This is a genomic window from Pseudomonas californiensis (assembly GCF_021147775.1).
Taxonomy (GTDB): Bacteria; Pseudomonadota; Gammaproteobacteria; order Pseudomonadales; family Pseudomonadaceae; genus Aquipseudomonas; species Aquipseudomonas californiensis.
This window is the reverse complement of sequence record NZ_JAGTPK010000018.1, coordinates 104,651-127,891: the sequence shown is the minus strand read 5'-3', so window position 1 is coordinate 127,891 and position 23,241 is coordinate 104,651. Positions and strand designations below refer to the sequence as shown.

Genomic DNA, 23,241 nt, shown 5'->3' with positions numbered 1-23,241 from the left:
AACTCAGCAGTGAAATGATGCATCGCCGATGGTAGTGTGGGGTTTCCCCATGTGAGAGTAGGTCATCGTCAAGATTAAATTCCGAAACCCCTCATCGCTGACGCGATGAGGGGTTTTGTTTTTGCGCGTAGGAAAATTAGCCTTTTTAAGGCCCAAAAAAACCACCTTCGTTAAGGTGGTTTTTTACAGTCTGGAATTAATCCCCGCGGTATTCACAGCCACTGGTGCACGTCTCGTGAATACGGATGGCCGATAGTTCAGGAAGCAGAGGCTTCAGCTCTTCCCAAATCCACTTTGCCAGATTTTCGCTGGTCGGGTTCTCCAGGCCAGGGATGTCATTCAGATAGTTGTGGTCCAGACGCTCATACAAAGGCTTGAAGATCGATTTGATTTCAGAGAAATCTCGAATCCAGCCTGTGTGAGGGTCAACCTTGCCAGCCAGATAGATGGCGACGCGAAATGAGTGACCATGCAGTCGCCCGCATTTATGACCTTCCGGCACATGAGGAAGGCGGTGTGCGGACTCAAACGTAAACTCTTTGAAGATTTCCAATGGTATCAGCTCTAGGAAAGTGACGGCCACCAAGGCGGCAGATGCAGGCTACGAGTTTAACAGCAATGAATTGAAACTCCATGGCCGGGTATCAGAGACAACTGCAAGCTTGAATCCCTTTTTGCTGGCATGTGGCCACACAGATTCAGTTTGAGTTAAGTTCTGAGCGCTATAGTAAGGGCTGCTGAAACAATGGCCCGTGGAGCCTGCCCCAATAATGAAAAAGCCAATAACCATAATTGCAGCGCTAACACTGTCCCTGTCTGCCTGTATTATTCATGCTTCTGACGTGGCTCCCGCAAAACTGCTGAGGCTGAGCGCTGCAGGTACTGTTCAGCCGTTCGAGACCCTTGATGCCCATGCGTTGGCCCAGCATCCTGGCGCGACGATCACTGATACGGAGCTTGAAAACGAATACGGCAAGTACGTATACAAGGTTGAGTTACGTGATACGAAAAACGTCGAATGGGACCTGGAGATAGATGCTGTCACAGGTAGGATTTTCCGTAACTATCAGGACAATTAATGAGCGTTGAAAAGCACCTTTGCGCGATCCTGTGTCTCGGCCTGCTGTGCTCATTTGCCTATGCGAGAGACTTGAATCAGGATGAGGCTCTCAGCTTGCGGCAGCAGGGTATTATCCTGCCCTTGGAACAATTCATCGAGCGGGCACTCGGGCTGCACCCGGGGTCCAGGCTGCTGGAGGCAGAGCTCGAAGAAAAACATGATGTATACGTCTATGAGTTTGAATTGCTGACCCCGCAGGGCGTTGTCCGGGAGCTCAAGTTCGACGCGCGTGACAGCCGATTGTTAAAAGACGAGGAAGATTGATGCGGTTGTTACTGGTTGAGGACCACGTGCCTTTGGCGGACGAACTTCTCGCAGCCCTGGGTCGTCAAGGTTACGCCGTCGACTGGCTTGCTGATGGTCGCGACGCGGTTTATCAGGGCGAGAGTGAACCGTATGATCTGATCGTGCTGGATCTGGGTTTGCCCGGTATGTCAGGCCTTGAAGTGCTTAGTCAGTGGCGCAGTAAAGGGTTGGCGACCCCGGTATTGATACTCACCGCTCGCGGCTCATGGTCCGAACGCATCGAGGGCCTCAAAGCGGGTGCCGATGATTATCTGACCAAGCCGTTTCACCCCGAAGAGCTGCAATTACGTATCCAGGCATTATTGCGTCGCTCCCATGGTCTGGCCAATCAGCCGACGCTGGAGTGTGCAGGCCTTAGTCTGGATGAGGGCCGCCAGTGCGTCATGCGCGATGGCGTCGAGATTCAACTGACGTCCGCCGAGTTCCGGCTGTTGCGTTACTTCATGCTCCACCCTGAGCAGATTCTGTCCAAGAGCCATCTTGCCGAGCACCTTTATGATGGTGAAAACGAGCGCGACTCAAACGTTATCGAGGTCCATGTCAATCATTTGAGGCGCAAGCTGGGTCGGTCGGTGATCGAAACACGTCGTGGGCAAGGTTATCTTTACGGCGGGGCAGGGGGTTGAGATCAATACAGCGACGTCTGAGCCTGGGCCTGATTGCCGTAATGATAGTCGTTGGCCTGGTGATGGCGCAGACGAGCTTGTGGCTTTTCGAGTTGGGCCTGCAGCGTTATCTTGAGTCTGGTCTGCGCAACGAAAGCGAAAACCTCCTGGTTGCTCTGGTTCGGGGGCCAGCCGGGCTACAGCTGGACGAGCATCGCTTGTCGGGTGTCTACCAGCGCCCGCTGTCAGGCCATTACTTTCGCATTGATTTCCCTCAAGGGCATTGGCGGTCTCGTTCGCTCTGGGACTTTGAGTTGCCCGAGTCCAGTACGCCAGGGCTGCATGCCAATCTTGAGCTGGGTCAGACGGGTCAGTCGCTGCTGCTGCTGAAAGCGGAGTACCGCAAGTTCGGTAAACAGATATCTATCATCGTTGCTCAGGATTACACACCTGTCAGGGCGAGCTTTCGACGGATGCAGCAGATAGGTCTGGGCCTCGGGTTGGCCGCGCTCATTCTGGTTCTGTCTCTACAGCGCGTCACGGTCCGACGCGCGCTGCGACCACTGGAAACGGTCCGTGAGCAGATTTCACAATTGCAACAAGGTCAGCGCTCACAACTTGACGATCAGGTGCCGCTTGAGCTGGAACCTCTTGTCGCGCAGATCAACCACTTGCTTGCGCACACCGAAGACAGCCTGAAGCGTTCGCGTAACGCCCTTGGCAATCTGGGACATGCTCTGAAAACACCTTTGGCAGTCCTGCTCAGTGTGGCATTGAGTGAACAGCTGGACAGCAACCCGGCCTTGCGCAAAACCCTGCAAGATCAGCTGGAAAACATTCGTCTGCGTCTGGAGCGTGAGCTCAATAGGGCGCGGCTTTCCGGAGATGCGCTGCCGGGCGCGCGTTTTGATTGCGACGCCGAGCTGCCTGGCCTGTTTTCCACGCTCGGGATGATCCATGGCGCTCATCTCGATCTGGTCAATGAGGTACAAGCGGGTATGTACCTGCCTTGGGATCGGGAGGATATTCTTGAACTGCTGGGCAATCTTCTGGATAACGCCTGCAAGTGGGCTGACAGCGAAGTGCATCTGCGCATTAAGCATGAGAACGGCGGTTTCTCTCTGTTTGTCGATGATGATGGCCCGGGCATTCCGGAGGGTCGTCGTGCTGAGGTGTTCAGCCGTGGTGCTCGGCTCGATGAGCAGATTACAGGCCACGGTCTGGGCCTGGGAATCGTGCGTGACATCGTCGAAGCGTGGGGCGGTCAGTTGCAACTGCTCGACAGCCCGTTGAATGGATTGCGCGTACGGATTGATCTACCCGAGCGTACAGCGCCCTGAAACGCCGTTCTTTCGATCCTTTCCTGTGATCGCGCTGGCCAACGCTTAATTATCAGAGCGTGCTGCCGATAGCCAATTGAGCACCCATGACTCTATAAAAATAACCGTAAGGCCAATCCTATGCGTCTTAGTCTGAAAGCCAAGGTTCTCTCTCTGGCGGTCTTGCCAGTATTGATGTTTGCGCTGGTCATCAGCGCAACTACCGTGTTCATGCTCCACCAGCAGGCTGACCGGGAGGTTGATGACACACGAGCGCGCCTGCTCTCGGAAGCCAAGGCCACCCTTCAGAACTATGTTGCGGTCGCGCTGACCGCGATCAAACCGCTCTATGATGCTGCTGCGCCAGGCGACGAGGTCGCCCGCGCCAACGCGATCAAGCTGCTCTCGGCAGTCACATATGGCAAGGACGGCTACCTGTTTGGTTACGACTCTCAGGTCGTGCGTATCTTCAGAAGTACCAGTCCTGACGGGCTTGGCAAAAGCTTTAATGAGGTTAAAGATCCCAACGGCGTTTACCTCAATCGTGAGCTGGTCGCTGTCGGCAAGGCTGGCACTCACTACGTCATGTACTCATCGGCGCTGCCCGGTAAAACCGAGCCGGTTCCCAAAATCGGCTACACCGATTATCTGCCCAAGTGGGACCTTGTCGTTGGTTCGGCTGTGAATCTGGACGGCATTGACGCGCAGGTTGCGGTGGTCAGACAGAACGTCGAGGCACGTCTACAGGAGATGCTTTACAGCATTATCGGAATTACCGTGCTTGTGCTGCTGATCATCAGTGTCATCGGCCTGTTGTTGACGGGTACGCTGTTGCGTCCTCTGCGTTTGATGAAAAATAACCTTGATGATATTGCTGCCGGGGAGGGCGATCTTACCCGGCGTCTGGCAATCACCAGTGACGATGAATTGGGTGAGCTGGCAGGCTCTTTCAACCGTTTCGTCGACAAGATTCATGGGCTGGTGCGCCAGGTCACCGAAATGACCGGGCAGTTGAATGGACTCGTCGGCGAGGTGTCGGCGCAAGCTCAGCGTTCTGAGCAAGCCATGGACCGTCAGCGCCACGAGACCGATCAGGTGGCAACCGCCATCAACGAAATGTCTGCCGCTGCTCAGGAAGTCGCCAAGAGCGCTCAGGGTGCTTCTGTTGCCGCCCAGCAAACCGATGAACAGGGTCGTGCGGCCAAACGCGTGGTTGACGGCAGCATCAGGCAGATTCATGCACTCGTGGACGACATCCGTAAAAGCGGTACGTCACTCGACAGTCTGCAGCAGGACGTTTCCTCCATTGTCAGCGTTCTCGGTGTCATTCGCTCCATTGCCGAACAAACCAATCTGCTGGCCCTCAACGCGGCGATCGAGGCCGCCAGAGCAGGCGAGGCGGGGCGTGGGTTTGCGGTTGTGGCGGATGAGGTGCGTGCTCTGGCCAGCCGTACACAAACCAGTACCCAGGAAATCCAGGGCATGATCGATCGCCTGCAGCATGGCACTCAAGAGGCTGTATCGGCGATGCGGCGATCAAGTGAGGCTGGCGACGGAACCTCTGCTCAAGCCAACGATGCGGGCGTTTCACTGGTAACCATTGGTGAGCTGATCGCGACCATTAACTCCATGAACGCCCAGATCGCCAGCGCTGCTGAAGAACAGACTGCAGTTGCAGAGGAGATCAATCGCAGCGTGCACCAGATCGCTACTGCGGTCGAAAGCGTGGCCGACGAGACGCGTCAGAGCGCACAGACGTCCCGCAGCCTCGCCGAACTGGGTTCGCGTCTGGGCGGGCTCATCGGTCACTTTCGGGTCTAGATCGCCCATATGACCGTAAGGCGCCTCGTTGCTGTGTTGCCGTGCAGCTTTCGGGGAGCCCGATAACCTTAGACAGAGGGCACTCGTACGGTTGCCCGCTGACTAAGCAGTAAGCCGGGCGCAATGCCCGGTTTACTGACATGGACTGGACATGAACGAAACCGCTCAGCAATACAAAACTCTGCTACTGCTATTGGTGCTCGTCACCGTTGCATTCATCTGGATCATGCTGCCGTTCTATGGTGCTGTGTTCTGGGCCGTGATCCTCGGCATCATTTTCGCGCCTATGCAGCGCAAGCTTCTGCTCCGCTTCGGGCGTTCACGCAACCTGACGTCCTTGTGTACGTTGATCATCTGCCTGGTGATCGCAATTCTTCCTGTGATTGTCATCAGTGCGCTGCTGGTTCAGGAGGGCACTACGCTGTACAAGAACGTCGAAACCGGACAGCTCGATATCGCAGGCTATCTGGCGGAGTTCAAGGATCTGTTGCCACACTCGGCTCAGGCCATGCTTGATCGAATGGGCATGGGAGATCTTGACGGGCTTCGGGACAAGATCGCCAAAGGTGCCATGCAAGGCAGCCAATATCTGGCCACTCAGGCGTTCAGCTTCGGTCAGGGTACCTTCGATTTTGTGATCAGCTTTTTCATCATGCTTTACCTGCTCTATTTCTTTCTGCGGGACGGACATGAGCTGGTTCGCAAGATACGCAATGCTGTGCCGCTGGCTGAACAGCAAAAGCGTCGCCTGCAGCTCAAGTTCACCCGTGTGGTGCGAGCAACCGTCAAAGGCAACGTCGTCGTGGCCGTCACGCAAGGCGCGCTGGGGGGCTTCATATTCTGGGCGTTGGATATCCCGAGTGCGCTGCTCTGGGCAGTGGTCATGGCGTTCCTCTCGCTGCTGCCTGCGGTTGGCGCCGGAATCGTCTGGGCGCCGGTAGCGACCTACTTCCTGCTCAGCGGCATGATCTGGCAGGGCGTGGTTCTGGCCTTGTTCGGTGTCTTTGTCATCGGGCTGGTGGACAATGTGCTGCGCCCGATTCTGGTCGGCAAAGACACCAAGATGCCGGACTACCTGATTCTGATCTCTACCTTGGGCGGTATGGCTGTGTTCGGCCTGAATGGTTTTGTCATCGGGCCGCTGATCGCTGCGTTGTTCATTTCCACATGGGGCCTGTTCTCCAGTGCCAAGAAGCCGGTCAGGTTGCCCGGCTAGGCATATCGGAGGCAAAAAAAACCCTGCTCATGAGCAGGGTTTTTCGTTTCATGGCATTCAGCTCGCCATGTGCAGGCCTGCATTCACAACCAGATCGAGCAGCGGTTGCGGGTAGACACCCAGCACGAAGGTCAGGATCGCAACGGCCAGCAGCATGACGCCACCAGTACGTTGCGCCCAGTTTATGGCTGCATCGTGACGCGGCAGTTTGGCGTCGACCAAGTACATGGTGACCATCACTCGCAGGTAGTAGAACAGGCCGATGGCGCTGCCCAGTACCAAAGCTCCGACCAGCCACCACAGCTGCGACTCGACGCCGGTGGCGATCATGTAGAACTTGCCGATGAAGCCCGCAGTGAGTGGAATGCCCGCCAGCGACAGCATCATCAGGGTCATGACCGCAGTCAGGTACGGGCGGCGCCAGAACAGGCCACGGTATTCGAACATTGCATCGGCATCGCGACCGCTGTACGGCGACGACATCATGGTAATCACACCAAAGCTACCCAGCGAAGTCAGGACGTAAGTGGCCAGGTAAACGCCAATGGCCTCGACCGCCATGCCTTTGCTGGCAACCAGTGCAATCATCAGATAACCGAAGTGTGCGATGGAGGAGTAACCCAGCAGGCGCTTGAGGTTGGTCTGAGTCAGTGCCAACAGGTTACCGACCAGTATCGACGCCACAGCGATCACCGCCAGAACGTCATGCAGCACACCGCTGCTGGCAGCCGGAGAGATCTGGAACAGACGCACCAGCACGGCGAACACTGCAACCTTGCTGGCCGTGGCCAGGAACGCCGCTACCGGGGCCGGAGCGCCTTCGTAGACGTCCGGAGTCCACAGGTGGAAAGGCACCAGCGACAGCTTGAATGCCAGACCGACCAGCATCATCGCCAGACCCAGGCTGGCAATCGGGCTCGGCATGCCGGTAGCAGCAATAGCTTTGCCGATACCGTCGAAGCTGAGAGAACCTGCTTCTGCATAGAGCAGCGCCATACCGAACAGCAGGAACGCCGAGCCGGCTGCCGACAGCACCATGTACTTGATGCCACCTTCCAGCGAGCGCTTGTTGAAGAACGCATAGGCAACCAGTCCGTAGACCGGCACCGAAAGCAGCTCCAGACCAATGAACAAACCTGCCAGATGCTGAGCGCTGACCAGAACCAGACCACCCGCAGCAGCCAGGATGATCAGCAGGTAGAGCTCTTCGCGGTTGCCAGGATAGCCAACCTTGTCGTCACCCAGATAAGCGTGCGCCATGGTCACACAGGCCAATGTCGAGGCCAGGATGATCGCCATGTACAGACAGGCGAAGTTATCAATGTGCAGCAGCGGGGTGACTACCAGTGGTGCAACTTTCAATGCGGGGTAGATCGACAGCAACGCCAGGTTGAGACCTGCTACCGACAGCAGGAACGTTTGCGAGTGATTGCCGCGCCACGCGATCGCCAGCATTACCACAACAACGGTAAGGCTGGTGATCAGCAATGGGGCAAGCGCAATAAAGTGTTGAATCGTCAGGTCCATAGCGCTCTTACCGGGCCGAAGCGAGTTGAGTGAAGGCCGTGCTTAGCCATTGCTGCACACCGTGCATCGTGGCGGCCGACGTATCGAGGAACGGCTGCGGGAAAACCCCGAGCAGTATCAGCAACACCGCGAGGCCCAGCACCATGATCAGTTCGCGTCCATCCATGCCTTTAAGGATTTCATCGGACTTCGATGGGCCGAAATAGGCGCGGTGGATCATGATCAGCGAGTAGACAGAGCCGAACACCAGACCTGATGTGGCAATAGCCGTAACCCATGGTGAGCTGACAAAGCTGCCCAGCAGGATCAGGAACTCGCCCACGAAGTTGCCGGTGCCTGGCAGCCCCAGAGAGGCAGCGGCGAAGAACAGGCTGATGGCAGGCAGATAGGCAATGCGTGACCACAAACCGCCCATCTCGCGCATGTCACGAGTGTGCAGGCGCTCGTACAGTTGGCCGCTGAGGATAAACAGGGCAGCGGCGGACAGACCGTGAGCCAGCATCTGAACCACAACACCTTGCAGGGCTTGCTGGCTGCCGGAATAGATACCGATCAGCACGAAGCCCATGTGCGACACGCTGGAGAACGCGATGAGGCGTTTGATATCGGTCTGCGCGAACGCCAGGAATGCACCGTAGAAAATACCGATCAGGCCCAGGGTCATGGCAATCGGTGCAAACTCGGCCGAGGCATTGGGGAACAGTGGCAGGGCAAAGCGCAGCAGGCCGTAAGCAGCGGTTTTCAGCAGGATACCGGCCAGATCGACAGAACCCGCCGTCGGCGCCTGAGCGTGAGCATCGGGAAGCCATGAGTGCAGCGGCACGACCGGCAGCTTCACCGCGAAGGCGATGAAGAAGCCCAGCATCAGGATGTATTCGGTGCCCGGTGCCAGCTTGGTTTTCAACAGATCGGCATAAGCAAAGGTGATCACGCCAGTCTGGTTGAAGTTGACTAGTACCAGACCCAGAATCGCCACCAGCATGATCAGACCGCTGGCCTGAGTGAAGATGAAAAACTTGGTTGCGGCATAGATACGGGTTTTCTTGCCGTCCGCCGAGCTATGACCCCAGAGCGCGATGAGGAAGTACATCGGCACCAGCATCATTTCCCAGAAGAAGAAGAACATGAACAGGTCGATGGCCAGGAAAACGCCAACGACACCGCCCAGGATCCACATCAGGTTAAGGTGAAAGAAGCCCACCTTGCGCTGAATTTCCTTCCAGGAGCACAGTACCGACAACACGCCGAGAAGGCCGGTCAGCAGGATCATCAACAGCGACAGACCGTCCAGTGCGAGGTGCACGTCGATGCCGAAGCGGGTGATCCACGGGTGGTGGAATTCCAGGGTCCAGGTCGGATCGGCGCCAGGGACAGGGGCGTAACCGAAGTTGCCGGTCGCCCACAGCCACAGGCCGAGGCCCAGTTCGAGGGTCATGGTCAGCAGCGCAATCCAGCGCGGCAGTGTGGCGCCGAAGCGCTCACACAGCCAGCACAGCAGGCCGCCGATAAAAGGGATCAGGATTAGCCAAGGCAGAATCATGACGGGCTCAATTCCTTTCGCAAATTCGCAAGGTTCATGTCAGATCGCAACCAGAACGACGGCACCGAGTACCAGAACGGCACCTGCGGCAATCGAGGCTGCATACCAACGCAACTGACCGGTTTCGGTACGGCTCATGGTGTCATGACCGCCTTTGACCAGACGTGGGATCAAGCCGATGGTGCGGTCGAACGGATCGCTACGCAGCAGGTGACTGATCGCCAGATAAGGTTTGACGAACAGCTTGTCGTAGATCCAGTCGAAGCCCCAGGCAGCGAACCACCAGGCCGACAGAAAACGGCCTGGGCCGCTGTTGGCGATAGCCGTCACCAGGCGACGCTTGCCAAGGAACAGCAGAGCCGCGAGCAAGATACCGGCCAGGGCGATGGCACCAGAGGCGATTTCCAGGCTGTGCTTGGCCTCTCCACCGGCATGGCCGACGCTTTGCGGCAATACACCGGCCAGCGGCGGGGTGATCATTGCGCCGATGAAGGTGGACAGAACGATCAGCACCGACAGCGGCAACCAGTGCGCGATGCCGTGACCCGCGTGTGCCTCAGTCTTGGCTTCACCGTGGAACGCGATGAAAATCAGGCGGAAGGTATACAGCGATGTCATGAATGCGCCAACCAGGCCCGCGTAGAGCAAGCCATTGTTACCACTGGCGAACGCTTCCCAGAGGATCTCGTCCTTGGAGTAGAAGCCGGCTGTCAGCAGCGGCAGGGCCGACAATGCGGCGCCACCAACGATGAAGCTGGCGTAGGCCAGTGGCAGCTTCTTCCACAGGCCGCCCATCTTGAAGATGTTCTGCTCGTGATGGCAGGCGACGATCACGGCGCCCGATGCAAGGAAAAGCAGCGCCTTGAAGAACGCATGTGTCATCAGGTGGAAGATCGCGCCTTCCCAGGCACCAACGCCCAGCGCCAGGAACATGTAGCCGATCTGGCTCATGGTCGAATAGGCGAGGATACGTTTGATGTCGGTCTGAACCAGTGCTGCGAAACCTGCCAGTACCAGCGTGACACCACCGACTATGCCGACCAGATGCAGAATATCCGGAGCCAGTGCGAACAGCCCATGGGTACGGGCGATCAGGTAAACGCCTGCGGTTACCATGGTAGCGGCGTGGATCAGAGCCGAAACCGGGGTAGGACCGGCCATGGCATCTGCCAGCCAGGTTTGCAGCGGCAGTTGTGCGGATTTACCGACAGCGCCACCCAGTAGCATCAGGGTTGCCAGCACGATCCAGAAGTCACCGACCTTGAAGTGCTCAGGCGCGCGGACCAGCAGTTCCTGAACATTCAATGTGCCCAGTTGCTGGAACAGGATGAACAGGCCGATGGCCATGAACACATCGCCAATGCGCGTCACGATGAAGGCTTTCAGTGCAGCGTTACCGTTGTTGCGATTGCTGTAATAGAAACCGATCAACAGGTAACTGCACAGGCCCACGCCTTCCCAACCGAAGTAGATGAACAGCAGGTTGTCGCCCAGAATCAGGAACAGCATGCTGGCAATGAACAGGTTGGTGTAGGAGAAGAAGCGCGAGTAGCCCTCTTCACCACGCATGTACCAGGACGCAAACAGGTGGATCAGGAAACCAACGCCTACCACCACGCCCAGCATCGTCACGGACAGGCCGTCCAGATACAGCGCGAAGTTTGGCTGGAAGCCATCCACATCCATCCAGCGCCATAGCACCTGGGTGTAGTGACCGCCTTCCGGCGGGGCGACATTGAATTGCCAGATGATCCAGGCCGTCACGATGGCCGACAGCCCGATAGAGCCCACGCCAATCAGTGCCGCGAGGTTTTCCGAGATGCGTCCTCGAGAGAACGACAGCAGCAGAAAGCCGATGAGGGGGAATACGAAAGTCAGAAAGAGAAGATTCATCCGCGCATCTCGCTGGCAGCATCAATATCGAGAGTGTGGAAGCGGCGATACAGTTGCATCAGAATCGCCAGGCCAATGCTGGCCTCGGCCGCTGCAAGGCTGATCACCAGAATGAACATGACCTGTCCATCCGGCTGCGCCCAACGGCTTCCGGCTACGACGAACGCCAGAGCAGATGCGTTCATCATGATCTCCAGGCTCATCAACACGAAGAGAATGTTGCGACGTACCATCAGGCCGACCAGACCCAGGCAGAACAGGACCCCGGCAACCGCCAGACCGTGTTCGAGAGGGATAGCATTCATTGGCTTGGCTCCTTGGCCTCGTTGCGGCCCAGGTGGAATGCCGTCACAGCCGCTGCAAGCAGCAGCATCGAGGCAAGTTCCACCACCAGCAGATAAGGCCCGAACAGGCTGATGCCGACTGCCTTCGCGTCGACCGTGGTATGACCAACGCCAGCGCCAGTCGGGTTTGCGAACAGTACGTACAGCAACTCAGCCAGCAGCAGGACGCCAAGAATGACCGGGCCAAGCCAGATGCCGGGCCGCAGCCAGGTACGTTCCTGTTCAACCGAGGCGGGGCCCAGGTTCAGCATCATGACCACAAACACGAACAGAACCATGATCGCGCCAGCATAGGCGATGACTTCCAGCACTCCGGCGAACGGTGCGCCCAGGCTGAAAAACGTCATGGCGACGGCGATCAAGGAAATGATCAGGTAGAGCAGGGCATGCACCGGGTTCGTGTTCGTGATCACCCGAAGGGTGGCCACGACAGCGATACCGGATGCGAAATAGAAAGCGAATTCCATCTTTACTTCCTTAAGGCAGCAAGCTCTTGACGTTGATCGGTTCGGCTTCGTTCTGCGCGGAGCCCTTGGGCTTGCCAGCGATTGCCATACCTGCAACGCGGTAGAAGTTGTAGTCCGGGTTTTTGCCGGGACCGGAGATCAGCAGATCTTCTTTTTCGTACACCAGATCCTGACGTTTGAAATCGGCCATCTCGAAATCCGGTGTGAGCTGGATTGCCGTGGTCGGACAGGCTTCCTCACACAGACCGCAGAAAATGCAGCGTGAGAAGTTGATGCGGAAAAAGTCCGGATACCAGCGTCCGTCCTCGGTTTCTGCCTTTTGCAGCGAAATACAGCCTACCGGGCACGCTACGGCGCACAGGTTGCAGGCTACGCAGCGCTCTTCGCCGTCAGGATCGCGGGTCAGAACAATGCGTCCGCGGTAGCGCGGTGGCAGGTAAACCTGTTCTTCGGGGTATTGCAGGGTGTCGCGTTTGCGAAAGCCGTGACCGAACACCATCACCAGGCTGCGCAGTTGGGTACCAGTACCCTTAACGATGTCGCCAATATATTTGAACATAGGTCAAATCCTCACTGAACCGAGCCTGCCGGCGTGTTCAACAACACAATCGCAGCAGTCACCAGCAAATTGATCAGGGTCAGCGGCAGACAGAATTTCCAGCTGAAATCCATGACCTGGTCATAGCGTGGGCGCGGGATGGAAGCGCGCAACAAAATGAACAGCATGATGAAGAACGCGGTTTTCAGAGCGAACCAGAAGAACGCCAGCGAAGGCAGGATATCGAACGGACCATGCCAGCCACCGAAGAACAGGGTCACCAGCAACGCTGAAATCAGGATGATGCCGATGTATTCACCGACAAAGAACATGCCCCACTTCATGCCTGCATATTCAATGTGGTAACCGTCAGCCAGTTCCTGCTCGGCTTCAGGCTGGTCGAATGGGTGACGGTGAGTCACCGCAACGCCCGCAATGAAGAACGTACAGAAGCCGAAGAACTGCGGAATGATGAACCACAGGTTCTGCGCCTGATATTCAACGATATCGCGCATGTTGAACGAACCGACCTGAACCACGATGCCCATCAGCGCCAGGCCCATGAACACTTCGTAGGACACCGTCTGGGCCGAAGCACGCAGGCTGCCGAGCAGGGCGAACTTGTTGTTGCTCGACCAGCCGGCAAACAGCACCGCATAGACCGAAAGACCCGCCATGGCGAAGAAGAACAGCAGGCCGATGTTCAGGTCCGCGACCCCCCAGGTCGGGGTGATCGGGATGACTGCGAAAGCGATCAACAAGGCGCTCATGGCCACAACCGGCGCCAGGGTGAAGATCACCTTGTCAGCGAACGGCGGCGTCCAGTCTTCCTTGAAGAACATTTTCAGCATGTCGGCTGCGATCTGGAACATACCGAACGGGCCTACGCGGTTCGGACCATAACGGTCCTGCCACCAGCCCAGCAGGCGGCGCTCGACAAAGCTCAGCAACGCACCGCAGACCACCACCGCCAACAGGACAACGATGGCCTTGACTACCGCGATGATCGCGTCGATCACTTCAGGGGTGAACCAGGTCATTGCGCTGCCTCCTGCAGACCGTCAACGGATTGGCCGAAGATCGCCGGTGGGATCCCTGGCAAGCCGACAGGCAGTGCCACCAGGCCTGCACCCAGTTCTTCATTGATACGCAGCGGCAGGGTCAATGCCTTGCCGGCTACGCTCAAGGAGAGCAGGGCACCGTCGTTTACGCCCAGGCGATCAGCTTCGGATTTGGCCAGTGCCACGTAAGCCTGAGGAATACGCTCCTGAACCGGCGCGGCCAGTGAGGAGGTTTCGTCACTGCCAAACAGATGGAAGAAGGGCACAACCTTCCAGGTACCACGCTCTGGAGAGAACGCACGCGGGACGTTGGAGAACCAGGACAGACCGTCGCCTTTGCTTTCGATCAGGCGTGTGCCCGGATCTCCAGCGCGCAAATGACCACCGACTTCGTCCTGGAACTTGTTCCAGGCCTGCGGCGAGTTCCAGCCCGGCGACCATGCAAACGGTACCTGTTGACGCGGTTCAGCTGAGCCCGAGTAACCTTCCATCGAGAAGGCAAACGCAGTGTCCTTGTCTTGCGGTGTGCGCGGTTCGTGCACGCTGATGTTGGCGCGCATTGCAGTACGACCACTGTAGCGCAGCGGTTCGCGGGCCAGTTTCATGCCCTTGATACGGAACGAGGCGGAAGGCGCCGCGTCTACGATGCCCGCCAGTTGCGCGGTGCTGGTCGAGCACGCTTCGGTCACATGATCCAGCTGCGTCCAGTCCACTGGCTTGTTCAACAGGGTTGCGCGCAAGGCATGTAGCCAGCGCCAGCCCTCGTGAACCAGAATGCTGGCGTCCAGATAGGTCGGATCGAATACCTGGAAGAAGCGCTGTGCGCGACCTTCCTGGCTGACCAGTGTGCCGTCACCTTCAGCAAAGCTTGCCGCTGGGAGGATCAGATGAGCACGGTCGCTGGTTGGCGTTTTCTGATGGTCAGCGACGATGACCACTTTCGCAGCCGTCAGCGCGGCATCGACAAACGATGCGTCAACACGGCGATACAGGTCGTTTTCCAGTACCACGATAGCGTCGGCTTTGCCGGAAATGACCGCTTGCAGGGCTGCGTCGACCGATTCGCCGCCTAGCATCGCAAGCCCAAGGCTGTTGGCTTCTGGCACCACAAGGCTGATGGAGCCTTGTTTGTCGCGCAGTTTCAACGCTTTGGCGATGTTGGCCGCGGCTTCGATCAGCGCGGTCGAGCCCAACGAGCTACCGGAGATAATCAGTGGGCGCTTGGCAGCGAGCAGCGCATCAGCAATGCGCTGAGCCAGCTCGAGTGCTTCGCTGTCCAGGCCTTCAACGATCGGGGCGCTGGCGTCCAGTGCGTGTGCAACGGCAAAGCCAATGCGCGCCAGATCGTCCGGTGCGGCATGCACGCATTCTTCTGCCACGTCATCCAGGCGTGTCTCGGCCAGGCTGGCGATGAACAGCGGGTTCAGCTCGTGCTGACCGATATTCTTCACTGCAGCGTCGAGCCACGGCTGGACTTTCATCGCAGCAGCCATGTCTTCAGCCTTGCCCTTGACTGCCTGGCGCAGGGACAGTGCCATGCGTGCAGCGGTCTGGGTAAGGTCTTCACCGAGCACGAAGATCGCATCGTGGTCTTCGATGTCACGCATGGTCGGAATCGGCAGCGGACTGTCGTTCAGGACCTTGAGAATCAGGCGTACACGTTCCAGTTCACCGGCTTCGATACCACTGTAGAAGTGCTCGGCACCGACCAGTTCACGCAGTGCATAGTTGCTCTCGAGGCTGGCGCGTGGCGAGCCGATACCGACAATGTTGCGACCGCGCAGCAGGTCGGCAGCCTTGTCCAACGCTTCATCAAGGTTCAACTTGCGCTGGCCGTCGGCCAACAGGGGCTGACGTGGGCGATCTGTACGGTTGACGTAGCCGTAGCCGAAACGACCCCGGTCACACAGGAAGTACTGGTTCACCGAGCCGTTGAAACGGTTCTCGATCCGACGGATCTCACCGTAACGTTCGCCCGGGCTGATGTTGCAACCGCTGGAGCAGCCGTGGCAGATGCTCGGCGAGAACTGCATGTCCCATTTGCGGTTGTAGCGCTCGGAGTGCGTCTTGTCGGTGAAAACACCGGTCGGGCAGACCTCGGTGAGGTTGCCGGAAAACTCGCTCTCCAGCGTGCCGTCTTCGACACGACCGAAATAGACGTTGTCGTGAGCGCCGAAAACGCCCAGGTCGGTACCGCCTGCATAATCTTTATAAAAGCGTACGCAGCGATAGCAGGCGATGCAGCGGTTCATCTCGTGAGCGATGAACGGCCCCAGTTCCTGATTCTGGTGGGTACGTTTGGTGAAGCGATAACGGCGCTCGTTGTGGCCGGTCATCACCGTCATGTCCTGCAGGTGACAGTGACCGCCTTCCTCACAGACCGGGCAGTCGTGCGGGTGGTTGGTCATCAGCCATTCAACAACACTGGCGCGAAAGGCCTTGGATTCGGCATCGTCGATGGAAATCCAGGTGTTGTCGGTGGCCGGGGTCATGCAGGACATGACGATACGACCGCGGGTGTCGTTTTCGTCAGTGTACTGCTTGACCGCGCACTGGCGACAGGCGCCAACGCTGCCAAGGGCGGGGTGCCAGCAGAAATAAGGGATATCGAGGCCAAGCGACAGACAAGCCTGTAACAGGTTGTCTGCGCCATCGACTTCGAGCGCTTTGCCGTCTACGTGGATAGTAGCCATGGTTCAAAGATCTTCGTTGGCCCGTTGTCAGCGGGCGTGGCTAATGGAATCTCGGTAGTACCTGCATCATTCAACCCGCAAGGGCGTCAGCAGGTACGAGGGCAGCAGCCTTGCGGCCGCCGACCGTTCTGTCTTGTTATGCACCGACCATGGTCGGACTTTTACCCGGCGTGAGCGTGTTGGAGGCGACCGGCGATATGCCTGCCTCGAACTCGGACCGGAAATACTTGATGGCGCTACCCAATGGCTCGACGGCGCCCGGTGCGTGGGCGCAGAACGTCTTGCCAGGGCCGAGGAAGTTGACCAGACCCAGCAGGGTTTCGATGTCGCCCGCCTGGCCTTGGCCGTTCTCGATGGCGCGCAGCATTTTCACGCTCCATGGCAGACCGTCGCGGCACGGGGTGCAGAAACCGCAGGATTCCTGGGCGAAGAACTCTTCCATGTTGCGCAGCAGCGACACCATGTTGACCGAGTCGTCTACGGCCATCGCCAGACCCGTACCCATTCGAGTGCCGACCTTGGCGATCCCACCTGCATACATCTGCGCATCCAGGTGTTCAGGCAACAGGAATCCTGTACCGGCGCCGCCCGGCTGCCAGCACTTGAGTTTGAAACCATCGCGCATACCGCCCGCATAGTCTTCGAACAGCTCGCGTGCAGGCACGCCGAATGGTAGCTCCCACAGGCCGGGATTCTTCACTTTGCCGGAGAAGCCCATCAGCTTGGTGCCGTGGTCCTCGCTGCCTTCACGGGCCAGCGACTTGTACCAGTCGTTGCCGTTGTTGACGATGGCCGGGACGTTGCACAGGGTTTCGACGTTGTTGACGCAGGTCGGTTTGCCCCAAACGCCGACAGCCGCAGGGAAGGGCGGCTTTGAGCGCGGGTTGGCGCGACGGCCTTCCAGCGAGTTGATCAGCGCGGTTTCTTCACCGCAGATATAGCGTCCGGCGCCGGTGTGAACGAACAGCTCGAAATCGAAACCGGTGCCCAGAATGTTCTTGCCCAGCAGACCAGCCGCCTTGGCTTCAGCCACGGCGCGGTTCAAGTGCTTGGCGGCGGTGACATATTCACCACGCAGGAAGATGTACCCGCGGTAGGCCTTCAGCGCCTTGGCGCTGATCAACATACCCTCGACCAGCAAATGGGGCAGTTGCTCCATCAGCATGCGGTCTTTCCAGGTGTTTGGCTCCATCTCATCCGCATTGCACAGCAGGTAGCGGATGTTCATGGACTCGTCTTTGGGCATCAGCCCCCACTTCACACCCGTGGGAAAGCCTGCGCCGCCACGACCCTTGAGGCCGGAATCCTTGACGGACTGAACGATTTCGTCAGGCGACTGCTGGGTCAGCGCTTTGCGTGCCGCTGCGTAGCCGTCCTTGGTCTGATACTCGTCAAGCCAGACCGGCTCGCCGTCGTCACGCAGGCGCCAGGTCAGCGGATGAGTTTCTGCCGTGCGCGCAATGCGGTTGGCAGGGCCGAAGGAAGTAATGGTCATAGGTAACCCTCCAGCATTTTGGCTACGCCAGCCGGCTGTACGTCGCCAAAAGTGTCGTCATCGACCATCACGGCCGGGGCCTTGTCACAGTTGCCGAGGCAGCAGACAGGCAGCAAGGTGAAGCGACCATCGGCGGTGGTCTGACCCAGGCCGATTCCGAGCGAGCTCTGGATCTCGTCAACCACAGACTCGTGACCTGCGATGAAGCAGACCATGCTGTTGCAGACGCGGATGATGTGGCGTCCGACCGGCTGACGAAAAATCTGGCTGTAGAATGTGGCCACACCCTCGACGTCGCTGGCAGGAATGCCCAACAGATCGCCAATGGCGTATATAGCACCGTCCGGCACCCAGCCGCGTTCCTTCTGAACGATCTTCAGGGCTTCGATGGACGCCGCGCGCGGGTCTTCGTAATGATGCAGCTCGTGCTCGATGGCCGAGCGCTCTGTTTCGCTAAGGGCGAAACGGTCTGTCTGGATAAGCGTGCTGTTCATGCTCATGCTTAGCGGTCCACGTCGGCCATAACGAAATCGATACTACCCAGGTACGCAATCAAGTCCGCGACCATGCTGCCTTTGATCACCGATGGGATCTGTTGCAGGTGCGGGTAACTTGGGGTGCGGATCCGGGTACGGTAGCTCATGGTGCCGCCGTCGCTCGTCAGGTAATAACTGTTGATGCCCTTGGTCGCTTCGATCATCTGGAAGGATTCGTTGGCCGGCATGACCGGACCCCACGAAACCTGCAGGAAGTGGGTGATCAAGGTTTCGATGTGCTGCAGCGTGCGTTCTTTCGGCGGTGGCGTCGTCAGCGGGTGATCCGCCTTGTACGGCCCGGCCGGCATATTGCGCATGCACTGCTCGATGATCTTCAGGCTCTGGCGCATTTCTTCCACGCGCACCATGCAGCGGTCGTAGGCGTCGCCGTTGACAGCCAGCGGCACTTCGAACTCGAAGTTCTCGTAACCCGAATAAGGGCGTGCCTTGCGCAGGTCGAAATCAAGCCCGGTGGAGCGCAGGTTCGGGCCAGTGACACCCCATTCCAGTGCTTCCTTGGTGTTGTAGGCAGCAACGCCCACAGTACGGCCTTTCAGGATGCTGTTCTGCAAAGCCGCCTTGGTGTACTCGTCCAGCCGCTTGGGCATCCAGTCAATGAAGTCCTTGACCAGTTTTTCCCAACCGCGTGGCAAGTCGTGAGCAACGCCGCCGATCCGGAACCAGGCCGGGTGCAGACGGAAGCCGGTGACAGCCTCGATGACGGTATAAGCCTTCTGACGGTCGGTAAAGGTGAAAAATACCGGCGTCATGGCGCCCACGTCCTGAATATAAGTACCCAGGAACAGCAGGTGGCTGGTGATACGGAAGAACTCGGACATCATGATGCGAATCACGTTGACGCGGTCCGGCACCGTGATTCCTGCCAGTTTCTCGACCGAAAGCACGTAGGGCAGGTTGTTCATCACCCCGCCCAGGTAGTCGATTCGGTCGGTGTAAGGGATGTAGCTGTGCCAGGACTGGCGCTCGCCCATCTTTTCAGCGCCACGGTGGTGGTAACCGATGTCCGGGACGCAGTCGACGATTTCTTCGCCGTCGAGTTGCAGGATGATACGGAACGCGCCGTGAGCCGAAGGGTGGTTCGGCCCGAGATTGAGGAACATGTAGTCCTCATTCTTGCCGGAACGCTTCATGCCCCAGGCTTCGGGATTGAAGCGCGCGGCTTCTTCTTCCAGTTGCTGTTTGGCGAGGGTCAGGCTGTACGGATCAAACTCGGTCGCGCGCGCAGGGAAGTCCTTGCGCAGCGGGTGGCCTTCCCAGGTCGGCGGCATCATGATGCGGGTCAGGTGAGGGTGGCCGGGGAAGTCGATCCCGAACATGTCCCACACTTCGCGCTCGTACCAGTTGGCGTTCGGCCAGATACCGGTCACGGTCGGCACGCTCAGGTCACTTTCAGACAGCGCTACCTTGAGCATCACGTCGCTGTTACGTTCGACCGAAAGCAGGTGGTAGAACACAGTGAAGTCCGCGCCCGGCAAGCCTCGGCGATGAGTGCGCAAGCGCTCATCCACGCCGTGCAGGTCGTAGAGCATGGAGTAGGGCTTGGGCACCTGACGCAGGAACGTCAGAATTTCGATCAGACGTGCACGATCAACCCACAGCACGGGCATGCCGGTGCGGGTCGATTGGGCGGTGAACGCCTCTGCGCCAAAACGGTTGTTCAGTTCAACGACGACATCTTGGTCGTCAGCCTTGTAAGGCGGGATGTACAGAGCGTTGTCTGCAGTCATAGGTCTCAATCACTTCGGTCAACGTACAGAATCAGCCCGATTCCTGTCTTTTTTATAAGCGGAGCGGGCTGGATCAGACTTCGTCGGGGCTGCGCAGGTTGGTGACCTGAATACGCTGTTCGCGGCGCTGTTCCTTTTGCGACGGCATGTCGGCGCGATAAACGCCTTGATCACCGACGACCCAGGAAAGTGGGCGACGCTCCTGACCGATGGATTCCTGCAACAGCATCAAGCCTTGCAGAAACGCTTCGGGGCGGGGCGGGCAGCCGGGCACGTAGACATCCACGGGGAGGAACTTGTCGACCCCCTGGACCACAGAGTAGATGTCGTACATGCCACCGGAGTTGGCACAGGCGCCCATGGAGATTACCCACTTTGGCTCAAGCATCTGTTCGTACAGACGCTGGATGATGGGGGCCATCTTCAGGAACGGCGTGCCGGCGATTACCATGAAGTCCGCTTGACGCGGCGATGCACGGATAACCTCGGCGCCGAAGCGCGCAATGTCGTGAGGCGCCGTAAAGGCGGTGGTCATTTCCACATAGCAGCACGACAGACCGAAGTTGTAAGGCCAGAGAGAGTTTTTACGCCCCCAGTTGACCGCACCATTCAGTACGTCTTCAAGCTTGCCCATGTAGATGTTTTTGTGGACTTGGTCTTCTAACGGATCGGAAACGGTTTCACGTTTGCCGATGGGGTACTGCTCGTTAGGAGCATCCGGGTCGATCCTGGTGAGATTGTATTGCATCGCCAAAGCCTCATTGTTTCAGCTTCGCTTGCCGATTACGGCGACCTTCAGGAGCCCAATCAAGTGCTCCAACCCGCCATAGGTAGACAAGACCTGCCAACAGAATTGCTATGAAAACGAGAGCTTCGACGAATCCGGTCCAGCCGCTTTCGCGGACGGACACAGACCAGGCAAAGAGAAAAAGGGCTTCAATGTCAAAGATCACGAAAAGCATCGCGACCAGATAGAATTTTGCGGAGAGGCGTAGCCGGGCACTGCCGGTAGGCAGCATGCCAGACTCGAAAGGTTCGTTCTTGCTGCGGCCCCAGGCTTTGCTGCCCAGCAGGCTGGACAGGCCGAGCATGAAGGCACAAAGGCCGACAACACCCAAAAGGAAAATGGCGAAGCCCCAGTTGTGGGCAATCAAACCTGTCGATTCGGGCATGCTGGCAGTCCTTGTTAGAGAGCAAAGGTCTCTGTGCTTAATAAAGAGTTGAGGCAGTGACGAAATGTCGCAGCGCGGTCAACGCAGTGATTTTATGTGCAAACAGTTGGCAAGTAAATTTTCTACATCAAATTTATTCAAAGAATCAATCGGCTATAAGTGGCCTTTGAGGCTGCGGAGCTTGCCACACGGGCGTCATAGCGGTTTTCACCCATTATGTTTCAGTTGAATGAAAAGGAATAAAAGGTAATTTGAATGATAATTGATATCATTTGAACGGCTGTGTTAGTTCGCCTCAAGCTAGTTGTGACGCAGTCGAGTTAATAACTCGGTCTTTTTAGCATCGGCGAACACGCGCGATGTTGTCCGGTATCAATACAAGATAGATCACTGAACGAAAAAAAACCGCCCGATTGGGCGGTTTTCCGGTCAGTGTGCGTTGCTCGATGCGATCAGGCTCTGGTCAGTGGAACTGCTCTTCTTCCGTCGAGCCCTTCAGCGCGGTTACTGAAGAGGCGCCACCTTGAATCACGGTGGTCATGTCATCGAAGTAGCCAGTGCCGACTTCCTGTTGGTGCGCCACGAAGGTGTAGCCCTTGGCTGCGTCTGCAAATTCCTGCTCTTGCAGCTTCACGTAGGCTGTCATGTCGTTACGGGCGTAGTCGTGCGCCAGATTGAACATGCTGTGCCACATGTTGTGGATGCCTGCCAGGGTGATGAACTGATGCTTGTAGCCCATCGCTGAAAGCTCGCGCTGGAATTTGGCGATGGTCGCGTCATCCAGGTTTTTCTTCCAGTTGAAGGACGGCGAGCAGTTGTATGAGAGAAGCTGGTCCGGGTATTCCTTCTTGATCGCCTCTGCGAAGCGGCGCGCTTCGTCCAGATCCGGCTTGGCGGTTTCGCACCAGATCAGATCCGCATAAGGGGCATACGCCAACCCGCGGGAAATCGCCTGGTCCAGGCCTGCGCGCACCTTGTAAAAGCCTTCAGGCGTGCGCTGACCGGTCACGAACTGCTGGTCGTACGGGTCGCAGTCCGACGTCAGCAGGTCGGCTGCGTTGGCGTCGGTACGGGCCAGAATAATGGTCGGTACTCCAGCCACGTCTGCGGCCAGACGAGCAGCTACCAGTTTCTGCACGGCTTCCTGGGTTGGCACCAGCACCTTGCCGCCCATGTGGCCGCATTTCTTCACCGAAGCGAGCTGGTCTTCGAAGTGCACGCCAGCGGCGCCTGCCTCGATCATGCTTTTCATCAGCTCGTATGCATTGAGGACGCCGCCAAACCCGGCCTCGGCATCTGCGACGATGGGGGCGAAGTAGTCAATGTAACCTTCGTCACCCGGAGTTTTGCCCGCTTTCCACTGGATCTGATCCGCGCGGCGGAACGAGTTATTGATGCGCTTGACCACGGTTGGTACCGAGTCCACCGGGTACAGCGACTGATCGGGGTACATGGATTCGGCGGAGTTATTGTCCGCAGCGACCTGCCAGCCTGACAGGTAGATCGCCTGAATACCTGCCTTGACCTGCTGCACTGCCTGACCGCCTGTCAGGGCGCCCATGCAGTTGACGAAGTCCTTGTCCGGACGGAAAGACGGCTTGGCACCTTGAGTGACCAGATTCCACAGCTTGTCAGCGCCCAGCTTTGCGAAGGTGTGCTCAGGCTGAACCGAGCCACGCAAGCGGACGACGTCAGCAGCGGAATAAGTACGGGTCACGTTTTTCCAGCGCGGATTTTCAGCCCAGTCTTTCTCGAGAGCCGCTATTTGTTGTTCGCGTGTCAGTGCCATGGAGATAAACCTCTAGAAGTAGGTCTTGTTGGAAAGTCCTGCTCCGCCAAA

General features: G+C 57.8%; 21 protein-coding genes. 6 read left to right on the top strand and 15 right to left on the bottom strand.

All coding sequences use genetic code 11. The features are described 5' to 3' along the window. Positions 1 to 196 precede the first annotated feature (196 nt). Positions 197 to 553 (bottom strand): 6-carboxytetrahydropterin synthase QueD, encoded by a 357-nt coding sequence (gene queD, locus KDX37_RS18425; RefSeq protein ID WP_231654135.1) that lies wholly within the window; start codon positions 551 to 553, stop codon positions 197 to 199. A 217-nt stretch (positions 554 to 770) separates the two neighbouring features. On the opposite strand from queD, the gene KDX37_RS18420 reads away from it, so the two are divergent. From KDX37_RS18420 to KDX37_RS18395, 6 genes are all read left to right on the top strand, one after another. After that, positions 771 to 1,079, top strand: coding sequence for a PepSY domain-containing protein (locus KDX37_RS18420; RefSeq protein ID WP_231654134.1), 309 nt, complete (start codon positions 771 to 773; stop codon positions 1,077 to 1,079). Then, complete coding sequence (locus KDX37_RS18415; protein WP_231654133.1) at positions 1,079 to 1,384, top strand: PepSY domain-containing protein; 306 nt, start codon at positions 1,079 to 1,081, stop codon at positions 1,382 to 1,384. Before KDX37_RS18420 ends, KDX37_RS18415 begins: the two co-directional genes overlap by 1 nt. After that, the gene (locus tag KDX37_RS18410; protein WP_231654132.1) at positions 1,384 to 2,052 is read left to right on the top strand and encodes a response regulator transcription factor; all 669 of its coding nucleotides are present in this window, start codon (positions 1,384 to 1,386) and stop codon (positions 2,050 to 2,052) included. The genes KDX37_RS18415 and KDX37_RS18410 overlap by 1 nt, the downstream gene beginning before the upstream one ends. Beyond that, positions 2,049 to 3,371 carry a sensor histidine kinase gene (locus KDX37_RS18405; RefSeq protein ID WP_231654131.1) on the top strand — a complete coding sequence of 441 codons (1,323 nt, stop codon included), beginning with the start codon at positions 2,049 to 2,051 and terminating at the stop codon, positions 3,369 to 3,371. Before KDX37_RS18410 ends, KDX37_RS18405 begins: the two co-directional genes overlap by 4 nt. Before the next feature lie 120 nt (positions 3,372 to 3,491). Further along, positions 3,492 to 5,171: a methyl-accepting chemotaxis protein gene (locus tag KDX37_RS18400; RefSeq protein ID WP_231654130.1), complete on the top strand. Its 1,680-nt coding sequence runs from the start codon at positions 3,492 to 3,494 to the stop codon at positions 5,169 to 5,171. Positions 5,172 to 5,322: 151 nt separating this feature from the next. Beyond that, on the top strand, positions 5,323 to 6,387 hold the full coding sequence (locus tag KDX37_RS18395) for an AI-2E family transporter (RefSeq protein WP_231654129.1): 1,065 nt from the start codon (positions 5,323 to 5,325) through the stop codon (positions 6,385 to 6,387). 57 nt (positions 6,388 to 6,444) lie between these two features. Here the strand turns inward: KDX37_RS18395 and nuoN are convergent, their stop codons facing one another. The 14 genes from nuoN to aceA all read right to left on the bottom strand — a co-directional run bounded on the left by nuoN (position 6,445) and on the right by aceA (position 23,190). Next, positions 6,445 to 7,914, bottom strand: coding sequence for an NADH-quinone oxidoreductase subunit NuoN (gene nuoN, locus KDX37_RS18390; protein WP_231654128.1), 1,470 nt, complete (start codon positions 7,912 to 7,914; stop codon positions 6,445 to 6,447). A gap of 7 nt (positions 7,915 to 7,921) precedes the next feature. Further along, entirely contained in the window at positions 7,922 to 9,454 is a 1,533-nt protein-coding gene (gene nuoM, locus KDX37_RS18385; RefSeq protein WP_231654127.1) for an NADH-quinone oxidoreductase subunit M, read from the bottom strand. Positions 9,455 to 9,493: 39 nt separating this feature from the next. Next, complete coding sequence (gene nuoL, locus KDX37_RS18380) at positions 9,494 to 11,347, bottom strand: NADH-quinone oxidoreductase subunit L (protein ID WP_231654126.1); 1,854 nt, start codon at positions 11,345 to 11,347, stop codon at positions 9,494 to 9,496. Beyond that, positions 11,344 to 11,652 carry an NADH-quinone oxidoreductase subunit NuoK gene (nuoK, locus tag KDX37_RS18375; RefSeq protein ID WP_002554020.1) on the bottom strand — a complete coding sequence of 103 codons (309 nt, stop codon included), beginning with the start codon at positions 11,650 to 11,652 and terminating at the stop codon, positions 11,344 to 11,346. The genes nuoL and nuoK overlap by 4 nt, the downstream gene beginning before the upstream one ends. Continuing rightward, positions 11,649 to 12,158, bottom strand: a complete 510-nt coding sequence (gene nuoJ / locus KDX37_RS18370) for an NADH-quinone oxidoreductase subunit J (RefSeq protein ID WP_231654125.1) — start codon at positions 12,156 to 12,158, stop codon at positions 11,649 to 11,651. Before nuoJ ends, nuoK begins: the two co-directional genes overlap by 4 nt. A 10-nt stretch (positions 12,159 to 12,168) precedes the next feature. Next, the gene (nuoI, locus tag KDX37_RS18365; protein ID WP_231654124.1) at positions 12,169 to 12,717 is read right to left on the bottom strand and encodes an NADH-quinone oxidoreductase subunit NuoI; all 549 of its coding nucleotides are present in this window, start codon (positions 12,715 to 12,717) and stop codon (positions 12,169 to 12,171) included. Between the two features lie 11 nt (positions 12,718 to 12,728). Beyond that, positions 12,729 to 13,736 carry an NADH-quinone oxidoreductase subunit NuoH gene (nuoH, locus tag KDX37_RS18360; protein WP_004884642.1) on the bottom strand — a complete coding sequence of 336 codons (1,008 nt, stop codon included), beginning with the start codon at positions 13,734 to 13,736 and terminating at the stop codon, positions 12,729 to 12,731. Continuing rightward, entirely contained in the window at positions 13,733 to 16,450 is a 2,718-nt protein-coding gene (nuoG, locus tag KDX37_RS18355) for an NADH-quinone oxidoreductase subunit NuoG (protein ID WP_231654123.1), read from the bottom strand. The genes nuoH and nuoG overlap by 4 nt, the downstream gene beginning before the upstream one ends. Before the next feature lie 136 nt (positions 16,451 to 16,586). Next, positions 16,587 to 17,945 (bottom strand): NADH-quinone oxidoreductase subunit NuoF, encoded by a 1,359-nt coding sequence (gene nuoF / locus KDX37_RS18350; protein WP_231654122.1) that lies wholly within the window; start codon positions 17,943 to 17,945, stop codon positions 16,587 to 16,589. Continuing rightward, positions 17,942 to 18,439 (bottom strand): NADH-quinone oxidoreductase subunit NuoE, encoded by a 498-nt coding sequence (nuoE, locus tag KDX37_RS18345; RefSeq protein ID WP_231654144.1) that lies wholly within the window; start codon positions 18,437 to 18,439, stop codon positions 17,942 to 17,944. Before nuoE ends, nuoF begins: the two co-directional genes overlap by 4 nt. A gap of 8 nt (positions 18,440 to 18,447) precedes the next feature. After that, the gene (gene nuoC / locus KDX37_RS18340; RefSeq protein WP_231654121.1) at positions 18,448 to 20,229 is read right to left on the bottom strand and encodes an NADH-quinone oxidoreductase subunit C/D; all 1,782 of its coding nucleotides are present in this window, start codon (positions 20,227 to 20,229) and stop codon (positions 18,448 to 18,450) included. A 73-nt stretch (positions 20,230 to 20,302) separates the two neighbouring features. Further along, on the bottom strand, positions 20,303 to 20,977 hold the full coding sequence (locus tag KDX37_RS18335) for a NuoB/complex I 20 kDa subunit family protein (RefSeq protein ID WP_024646620.1): 675 nt from the start codon (positions 20,975 to 20,977) through the stop codon (positions 20,303 to 20,305). A gap of 10 nt (positions 20,978 to 20,987) precedes the next feature. After that, the gene (locus KDX37_RS18330) at positions 20,988 to 21,401 is read right to left on the bottom strand and encodes an NADH-quinone oxidoreductase subunit A (protein WP_002554011.1); all 414 of its coding nucleotides are present in this window, start codon (positions 21,399 to 21,401) and stop codon (positions 20,988 to 20,990) included. A gap of 463 nt (positions 21,402 to 21,864) precedes the next feature. Beyond that, complete coding sequence (aceA, locus tag KDX37_RS18325; RefSeq protein WP_231654120.1) at positions 21,865 to 23,190, bottom strand: isocitrate lyase; 1,326 nt, start codon at positions 23,188 to 23,190, stop codon at positions 21,865 to 21,867. Between the last annotated feature and the right edge of the window lie 51 nt (positions 23,191 to 23,241).

What these genes read in the sequence shown, in the direction of transcription:
- KDX37_RS18420 (WP_231654134.1), top strand. Translation starts at nt 771, where the DNA reads ATGAAAAAGCCAATAACCATAATTGCAGCGCTAACACTGTCCCTGTCT.
- KDX37_RS18415 (WP_231654133.1), top strand. Translation starts at nt 1,079, where the DNA reads ATGAGCGTTGAAAAGCACCTTTGCGCGATCCTGTGTCTCGGCCTGCTG.
- KDX37_RS18410 (WP_231654132.1), top strand. Translation starts at nt 1,384, where the DNA reads ATGCGGTTGTTACTGGTTGAGGACCACGTGCCTTTGGCGGACGAACTT.
- KDX37_RS18400 (WP_231654130.1), top strand. Translation starts at nt 3,492, where the DNA reads ATGCGTCTTAGTCTGAAAGCCAAGGTTCTCTCTCTGGCGGTCTTGCCA.
- KDX37_RS18395 (WP_231654129.1), top strand. Translation starts at nt 5,323, where the DNA reads ATGAACGAAACCGCTCAGCAATACAAAACTCTGCTACTGCTATTGGTG.
- nuoN (WP_231654128.1), bottom strand. Translation starts at nt 7,914, where the DNA reads ATGGACCTGACGATTCAACACTTTATTGCGCTTGCCCCATTGCTGATC.
- nuoM (WP_231654127.1), bottom strand. Translation starts at nt 9,454, where the DNA reads ATGATTCTGCCTTGGCTAATCCTGATCCCTTTTATCGGCGGCCTGCTG.
- nuoL (WP_231654126.1), bottom strand. Translation starts at nt 11,347, where the DNA reads ATGAATCTTCTCTTTCTGACTTTCGTATTCCCCCTCATCGGCTTTCTG.
- nuoK (WP_002554020.1), bottom strand. Translation starts at nt 11,652, where the DNA reads ATGAATGCTATCCCTCTCGAACACGGTCTGGCGGTTGCCGGGGTCCTG.
- nuoJ (WP_231654125.1), bottom strand. Translation starts at nt 12,158, where the DNA reads ATGGAATTCGCTTTCTATTTCGCATCCGGTATCGCTGTCGTGGCCACC.
- nuoI (WP_231654124.1), bottom strand. Translation starts at nt 12,717, where the DNA reads ATGTTCAAATATATTGGCGACATCGTTAAGGGTACTGGTACCCAACTG.
- nuoH (WP_004884642.1), bottom strand. Translation starts at nt 13,736, where the DNA reads ATGACCTGGTTCACCCCTGAAGTGATCGACGCGATCATCGCGGTAGTC.
- nuoG (WP_231654123.1), bottom strand. Translation starts at nt 16,450, where the DNA reads ATGGCTACTATCCACGTAGACGGCAAAGCGCTCGAAGTCGATGGCGCA.
- nuoF (WP_231654122.1), bottom strand. Translation starts at nt 17,945, where the DNA reads ATGACCATTACTTCCTTCGGCCCTGCCAACCGCATTGCGCGCACGGCA.
- nuoE (WP_231654144.1), bottom strand. Translation starts at nt 18,439, where the DNA reads ATGAACAGCACGCTTATCCAGACAGACCGTTTCGCCCTTAGCGAAACA.
- nuoC (WP_231654121.1), bottom strand. Translation starts at nt 20,229, where the DNA reads ATGACTGCAGACAACGCTCTGTACATCCCGCCTTACAAGGCTGACGAC.
- KDX37_RS18335 (WP_024646620.1), bottom strand. Translation starts at nt 20,977, where the DNA reads ATGCAATACAATCTCACCAGGATCGACCCGGATGCTCCTAACGAGCAG.
- KDX37_RS18330 (WP_002554011.1), bottom strand. Translation starts at nt 21,401, where the DNA reads ATGCCCGAATCGACAGGTTTGATTGCCCACAACTGGGGCTTCGCCATT.
- aceA (WP_231654120.1), bottom strand. Translation starts at nt 23,190, where the DNA reads ATGGCACTGACACGCGAACAACAAATAGCGGCTCTCGAGAAAGACTGG.